Annotated in this window: 8 protein-coding genes; all 8 read right to left on the reverse strand. The window is 27.6% G+C overall.

The features are described 5' to 3' along the window. Window positions 1-70 precede the first annotated feature (70 nt). The 8 genes from HMPREF2619_RS08005 to HMPREF2619_RS11670 all read right to left on the reverse strand — a co-directional run bounded on the left by HMPREF2619_RS08005 (window position 71) and on the right by HMPREF2619_RS11670 (window position 7,630). On the reverse strand, window positions 71-1,078 hold the full coding sequence (locus tag HMPREF2619_RS08005; protein WP_049538920.1) for a glycosyltransferase family 2 protein: 1,008 nt from the start codon (window positions 1,076-1,078) through the stop codon (window positions 71-73). 42 nt (window positions 1,079-1,120) lie between these two features. Continuing rightward, on the reverse strand, window positions 1,121-2,098 hold the full coding sequence (locus tag HMPREF2619_RS08010; RefSeq protein ID WP_049538918.1) for a phosphoenolpyruvate carboxykinase (ATP): 978 nt from the start codon (window positions 2,096-2,098) through the stop codon (window positions 1,121-1,123). After that, window positions 2,082-3,281: a methionine adenosyltransferase gene (locus HMPREF2619_RS08015; RefSeq protein WP_041331786.1), complete on the reverse strand. Its 1,200-nt coding sequence runs from the start codon at window positions 3,279-3,281 to the stop codon at window positions 2,082-2,084. The genes HMPREF2619_RS08010 and HMPREF2619_RS08015 overlap by 17 nt, the downstream gene beginning before the upstream one ends. 11 nt (window positions 3,282-3,292) lie before the next feature. Beyond that, window positions 3,293-4,279, reverse strand: coding sequence for a hypothetical protein (locus HMPREF2619_RS08020; protein ID WP_049538915.1), 987 nt, complete (start codon window positions 4,277-4,279; stop codon window positions 3,293-3,295). Then, on the reverse strand, window positions 4,263-5,006 hold the full coding sequence (locus HMPREF2619_RS08025) for a coenzyme F420-0:L-glutamate ligase (protein ID WP_037612706.1): 744 nt from the start codon (window positions 5,004-5,006) through the stop codon (window positions 4,263-4,265). Before HMPREF2619_RS08025 ends, HMPREF2619_RS08020 begins: the two co-directional genes overlap by 17 nt. A gap of 1 nt (window position 5,007) precedes the next feature. After that, window positions 5,008-5,844 (reverse strand): sugar phosphate isomerase/epimerase family protein, encoded by an 837-nt coding sequence (locus tag HMPREF2619_RS08030; protein WP_049538910.1) that lies wholly within the window; start codon window positions 5,842-5,844, stop codon window positions 5,008-5,010. After that, a complete protein-coding gene (locus HMPREF2619_RS08035; protein WP_070460592.1) occupies window positions 5,813-6,715 on the reverse strand; it encodes a shikimate dehydrogenase in 903 nt (300 codons plus the stop codon). Before HMPREF2619_RS08035 ends, HMPREF2619_RS08030 begins: the two co-directional genes overlap by 32 nt. A 720-nt stretch (window positions 6,716-7,435) precedes the next feature. Next, window positions 7,436-7,630, reverse strand: coding sequence for a hypothetical protein (locus HMPREF2619_RS11670; protein WP_225915778.1), 195 nt, complete (start codon window positions 7,628-7,630; stop codon window positions 7,436-7,438). Window positions 7,631-7,990 lie beyond the last annotated feature (360 nt).

The raw sequence follows: 7,990 nt of genomic DNA on the forward strand, positions 1-7,990 counted from the left end.
ACCTATTGAATCTACTATTTATAGTAACTAAATATGTTAAAATATTCAATAAATCATCCTCCCTCTATATTTAATTAGAGACTTTAAGTTTACTATACTTTAGATAATTGTATATCCTCAACAAATAAAATGGTAATAAATGTACTGAATGTTCTTCACTACTATAATTGTAAATATTTTTAACCGCATTAGACAATATTCTGTCCCACTCTACATCTAACAGTCCATATGAATACTTGTTCTCTTCTTGTAATAAAAATAACGCCTTTATCTTTAAGTTCTCAATATCATCGTTGGAAGGGATATCATTTGAATGAATAAACCGTCTTAAATGATTCTCAAAATCTATATTTAAAATCCATCTGTCTTTATTTGAAAAATCATCTTTGATAGTCTCGAAAAAACTTTGAGAAACTTCTAAAAAAATTTTTTCAATTTTCCCAAAGCTTTTTTTATGAATCTTTGATTGTAAATCAATTTCCTTAATTTTGTATGACTTTAACATCGCAGTTAAGGTTAAAAAGATATCTATTCCGTAACCTTTTGAATACTTGTGCCAATTACACTTCAAAGTTAACTCTTTTACCAGTTCCTTTGAAAAACCAAAATCGCCAGAAATACATTGATAAGGTACGTCACTTTTAAAAATTTTCACTAACATAGGATAAATAAAATGATTCGTCGCATTTCCTTCAAAAAATTTTCTAGCATAATTTGGGATTATAAGATCATAACCAGATTCAATTGACATAAACATTTTTTCTAGCCATATTTTTTCCAATGAGACAACGTCCCCGTCAATCAAAATCAAACCTGAAAAACTTGAAAAATTATTTATCGTATATTCAAAAATATTTCTCACGTTATAACCTTTTCCCTTTAGCTTTGATACTATCGAAATTTTGGTATTATAAGTTTTTGTTTCTAAAAAAATCTGAGGTGTTCCATCTGTACTATTACTATCTGAATTAATAATAATAATTTCCTTCCCTAAATTTACAGCATACTCATCGATTTGTTTAACCAATCTACTGATATTATCTGCCTCATTTAAGGTTGGAATGCCTATCACAAACATATTTACCACTCCTTTTTCAATATATTCACATCAATTCCCAATTCATTCGTAATATGAGTTTTCACTAGCATTTTCTAAAATTTTTTTTGCTAATTTATCAGGAGAATCTGCAATAATTTTATATAATTTATTATTAGTGAAAATTTTCTTTACTATTTGTTCACGTACTCTATTATTTTTTTCATAATTTATTAAAGGCATAGCAGAAAAATACTTTCCTTTATCTGATTGAAAACATGCAACTTGTCCAGATATATGTCTTCCCAATATTTCATTTAGAAATAAGCTGGCTAAACTATCATTCCAAATTGATTGACATATTTGTTTTTCTTGTTTGTCTGCTTTTATGTAATAAATTTCTGAAATTTCAACAGAAAAATTACAAGTACGTATCCCTAACTCTCCTGGGTCAATTGAAATTTTATCATCCCAGCTTGCCTGATTGAAGTGTGATGGATGATTAAAATATTTACTGAACAGTCTAAATAGTAATTTATCTGACAAAACAGCTGTTCTTCTAATTTTAAAGAATGAGGTTCCTGCACAAGTTACTAATATTCCAGAATCTAAGCCAAATATTACTTGATCATTACCTATAAGGTGGTATCCATGTTCTATACAAAGTCTGAGTGCGACAGTAGTTTTTCCAGCACCTTTATCCCCTAAGAGTAAAATTGAATGATCCGTTATAGGATTATAAACTGACGCTGCATGAATTAATAATGTATTATCCTGCTCAATCAAAAGACACTCAGCTAAATACTCTCCAATGTAATATAGTGAAATACCTTCTTTAAAATAATCTAATCTACCATAAACTAAAATACTTCCATTGCCATTATATTTTATATATTGTTGATTACTCTCAATAAATTTTACACTACCTAAAATCTTTATTGTTTCGCTAGAACATCTTATTTTATTATCCTGCTCTTTTATATTTTGAAATATAAAGCGAGGTACATCAAAAGAAATTCCGACAAACCCAAAATATAAAATTGTCTTATCCATTATAAACATTGGTTTTAGGAATAAAATGTTGAGTTGATAAAATTAGATTCGTATTTTTTGAACCTTTACATAAATGCCTATTAATAATTTCCAATACCCTTGTTTGATCAATACTTTCTTCTGTTTGAATATATAAATGGGTTGGTTTATACAGTTCTGAACCAATATTTGACTGCATAATTACTTGGCATGGAGTCTTAAACGTTTCATAAATATCTTTAGCAATAATATCAGATAAAAATCCCCAAACTTTCCCTACAAAATAAGTACAATTTTTACCTGCTGGTGCTTCCATAGTATTTGGTCTAAAGCTTGATATGATACCATGAGTTTTATTCCCTCGACCTACGGCACCTTCTTCTCCAAAATCAATACAAGAACCTGTAGAAGTTAAATAGTAATTATAATCAATAGAATAGTTTAGCTTTTTATACTTTTGTTCAACATACTCCTTAATTTTTTCTACATGTTTATCAACATATAGCCTACTTTCAATCTCGTTGTTAAAAAATTTACTTATTAAGGGAAAATTTATTCTAATAGAATAATGTAAATCGTTCCTTACAACCATCACTTTAATATCTCCACCCATTTGAATAAATCGTGGCGTTGGCAATTTATTGATATCTAATTTATAAAAATACCCTTCAATCATTAAGGCTAATTCTTCAGAAATTGTTAAGGGCCAATAACTTATCATTGTAGCTGTATCATTTGCCTTTGGTACATCTTTATACTCTGGTAAGTCTTCTATTGTAGTAGGGGAGAACCAATTAGATTTTGTAGTAAAATCTGAAGTCAATGTTTCGAATTCTACGTAATTTTCAACATCTAAGTTGGGGAGAATTCTATTTAAATATTTAGTTGCAGCTTTTTTTTGAATTTTAAAAAGTGGAATTGGAATATCAAAACATTTTTTGCTCGCCCTACCTAAAAAAATAATTTTAATTGGTTCAATAAAGTCACTACCACCAAAATTCTGAATGGAATGTCCACCTCTTATAATGATTTTATCAAAATTATGATGTGGAATAATGCCAAATCTATTCAAACAGTACTGAGAATAATCAATTTCAATTTGCTCTGCTATCCCATCAGCTAAGGTATCAGGATGACCTAATCCTTTACGTTCTACAACCTCATATGCTAATTGACTTGGACTATAAAAATCATTAGTAATTTTTAATTCCATAATTTATACCTCTATACATAAATTTTATTGCATTCTAAATATAATTTAAGTAACACTTTTGTTATTTCAATAGCACTAATAATATCACACCCTCTTGGTATCCTATTCTCTTCTAATAATGTTAATTGTTTATCTATCATATCATCAGAAATTTGAATTTTATTATCACCATTAATTAACTCACTTCTATATCTTTCAATCTTAGGATGTGGATCAAAAATCAGAATTGAGTCATCAATTCTAGCAGTTCTTACTGTTCCATTTTTCCGATTCATCTGCTTTCCATCTTTTATCGAAAAACTCCCTAAATTACTGTTAATTTGTATCGATATATTTCTAATTCTAGATAAAATTTCTATCGAATAATCATGGTTTCTTAAATCTTTTATATAAAGATTATTTACAAAAACACCATTAACAAATTCATCTGATGATATTCCTAAATATCTTAAAATTGCTAATATATGCGGAAGTTCGATTCCGTAACCTAATATCTCCTCATCTAAAAATCTTCCATTTTCATTATCCGAGATTCTATTTTTAGAAAATTCAATCTGTATTTTTTCTGTTCCACTCAAAGAAAAACATCCATGATTTGAGAAAATATCTAAAATTGTAGAATAAAAATATTGTTCACTCACAAAAATATTTTTTTCTAAATCTGGTTGCTTTTTTATGATTGAAGTAATTTCCTCTAGATCTTTAAATGTATTACAAAGTGGTTTCTCTATACTAACATATGAAAATAAATATTTTTTTACAATATTCTTCAATACTACTACATGTTGGTTAGTCGGAGTACAAATTTCAATGGTAAAATATTGTCTCGATAAATCATCATCTACACTGATTCCTTTGTTAAGTAATATTAAATTACAAAATTTTATATCTTTTACATATACATTGTAGCCTCTGTCCATCCATTTATAAGCTTTTATTTTCCCAATTTTACCAAATCCAACCATTAAAATATTTTTACTCTCAATTGGAACTCTCATTAATTGCATCCTTAATATTTGTCGTTTCAGACCACTCATATTCTATGCCTTTGATAATAACAGCAGGAATTCCTGTTCCACGTTGCCCCATTACTAAACCAGCACTAGCTGCAATCATGTCACATAAAGTTTCTTCTTGGAATTTTATTGTCTCTCCATTAGAATCTATTACTGCTGTTTTCCTCAATGGAGGAATACCATAAATGCCAATTGCTACTTGAGTAGCTCCTCTTTTATCCTCCCTACCATCACTATCAGTTATAACAACTGCCACGTTCTTACCAAGTGACAGTTTAAGATATTCTGAGATTCTTTTTGCAGAAGCATCTGGATTTTTAGGCAAGAGAAATACTTCATCAACTGATTTTTTATCGATTCCACCACTTGTCAACTTTAAACCATTTTCCAATCTACATCCAATGTAATTTTTTTTTATATCTAAACGTGACAGGTCTCTATCAACTAAGTTGAGCATAATTTCAATTATTCTAGGATCTTTACGAGGGATGCTCTTCTGAATTTCTTTAGCTTCATCACTCACTTGAACCTGTTTCAAAGACAAAACTTGATTTTCTGAAATAGACACAATTTTAGAAGCTATGCAAAGTACGTTATTGTCCTCAATAGAAAAATCTGAATCTTTAATACTCTCTGCAATAAACTTTTCTAAATTTTCACCTTCTTTCAAATAAGGAATATTCTTTAAACCAACTATACTTAAATTCATTTTAATCTCCATCAATATACTCACTTAGGGTTAAATAGGATTTTCTCACTACTTCTGCCTTTTTATCCAGTTCTTTTTCATGTACTTCTAAACTAAAAATTAAATTTATAAAATGTTCACGGATTTCATGAATGAGAGTTTTGAAGTTGATAATTCCTTTTCCTAATTCTACATAATATATTCCTGAATCATCAATAATATAATTCTTACAATGAATATAATAGATATAATTTTTCAATTTTTGAATAAGCTGGCCTACTTTGGGATCAATTCTATAATAATTAGCTATATCAAACCAAATTTTTAAATTTTTTATCGATTTTTCATCTATAAAATGCCCTATTTTTATCAAGTCGTCTGCAGTGCTCACAGCAGTCCCTAACTCATTCTCAATTAAAAAAATAATATCAGTCTCATTTAACATACTCAAAAATAGTTCATTGCACAAGAAATCATCTACTGAACACCCAATTCCACCAAATATTCTTATATATTTAATATTTAGGAATCTAGCTATAAAAATAATTTTTCTTATATAGAGCCATTGTTCATTTAATGTAACACTAGTCGACATACCATATAAATCAAGATTACTTTCTAAATTCTCTCCTTTTACATTCCATTTAAAAAGTGGACTCGCAATGGAAACCGGGGTTATATTATACTTTTGCAATTTTTCTTTTAAATTGATTAACTCTTCGTCACTAAGTTTTATAATATTTTTATTATTTATCATTCTTAATTCACAACTTTTAATTGATAGATTATTTAAAAATTTCAACGAAGTATCTAAGCTATCTGATATTTCATCGAGATTTACTGTTATATGAAAAACCATCTGTTTCTTGTATCTTCCTTTCCAAAAATTTATGTATCCGTACTATATCATCTTTTAGTAAAAAATACTTACTATCATTGATTTTATCGCACCACAATGAAAATGCCTCGATCCCTTGAAAAAGTAAAACCCATAAACCGTCTATTATTTTTACTCCTTTACTACTAAAATATTTATGAAGCTTAGTGTGTAAAGGATTGAAAACAACATCCATAAAGTATTTATCTTCATAATTAATACTATCTAACTGCTTAAGATTTATAGGTAAATCATCTTCATAATTTACCATTCCAACTGGTGTAGTATTTATTATAATCTCTATATCATTTAAAAGTTGTTGATTGACCAATTCCTGATATGTAATAAACTTTAGATCAGAAAAACTTTCCATTAAACTCCATGTATTTTCACTAATTGGCTCTCTATATACAATGACTGGTGAGATTTGTAGTTTTCGTAAAGCAAAAATAGCCGCCCTTGAAGTACCTCCAGTACCCCAAATACAACATTTTTTTAAATGGTTAACATTGAAAAAATCTAATGCATCATAAATACCTTTCCAATCAGTATTAGTTCCTATAATAATATCTTCAGTTTTGTAAATATTGTTAACAGATCCGGTTACCTCAGCTACTTTATCTAAAGTATCAATATATTTCATTGTTTCTCTTTTATAGGGTAAAGTTATGTTTAATCCAATGCATTGTGGATCATTTATTAGATTTTTAATTTTTTCTTCTAAACACACTGAGTTCACTAAAATTTTCTTATGTTTATAGTCGTCTAAACCTCCTATAATATTATTTAGATATTCAAATAATTCATCCGATATAGAATGTTCCACTGGATTACCAAGTAATGCAGAATACATAATATTCCTCCCCACTTTTTTAAATAAGATACTACTAATTAAAAATATTTGTTACACACAGTTATATATTATTCCTAAGTATCTTAGCCACCAACAATAATGATAATATCCATCAACAAAATCAAAATCGTGAAAAGTTTCTAAATTTCTTCATTCTTAGACTTCCTTTCCGTTTTTATTTAAAGGCAGTTTACATTTACCAAAGTAAAATTGATTTTCATTTTCTGTATGACACAATATATGATTATCTTCAAATCTATACTCACAATATGGAGAAAACGTTAACGCATTCTAGCTAGAGCCAATCAAACTATACCTAGGAGCATCTACTGTTCTTTTTTCTGATTATTCTAACTATTTCATCATATTGAAAACCAAAATAGTTCAATAAAATAAACCACGAACACTCTGCGAATCCATTTTCTTTTAGTCCTCTATATGTAATAATAGTATCAATATTTGATTTGATTAAATCATCTACATATGATTTTCCTGATAGTACAGTTCCAAAACAAGAAGCTAAGAAAATCACTTTATTTTTTTAGAGTCTAAAAAATCAACTAATATCGTATCATTACTATTAATTGCTACCGCTTCTGGTACTAATTTTTCTTGACCTAAATATAATAAATTACCATTACCATGAACGATTGCGGATAAATAGTTAATTTCTTTTAAATTACATAATTTTTCATATACATTCCCTTTACGATTTACAATCTAAAAATTTTCTCTAGAGATTTCTTTAATTGAAGAATCAAGCATATTTAATATTATATTCGCATTACCCTCAATTTTATATGGATACAAAAATTTCGTAATTAAAACAGATAGTGCCTCTAAATCATGAGAAACTAAGTATGTAATATTATATATTGATAATCTCATAATCAGACTATCTAATTCTTTTGACATTGCATACTCACTGATAAATATGTACTGTTTATTCCTATTTAACAAGGCTTCTGTTTTAATTTTTAAAAATTTTGCACCTATACATTGTGATAATGCATATGCAATATCATAATCTCTAGTATCTGCATATAAAATCTCTAAATCTAAATTAGATAAATCTCGCCTGATTCTATCATCTAACTTAAAGTAATCTATATTTCCAGTTTTAGAGTATAAAATTAGATTCTTACATTCAGATTATTTTAATAAATAATCTAATTTTTTATTTGTAATAATGACCTCTTGCATAGTAAAAATCCTTTAATAATTAAACAATTGCATATATGATTAGTAAGTATTTAGTTATAACTAAATACTTAC

Origin of the sequence: Streptococcus sp. HMSC074B11 (assembly GCF_001808705.1) — a bacterium.
GTDB lineage: Bacteria > Bacillota > Bacilli > Lactobacillales > Streptococcaceae > Streptococcus.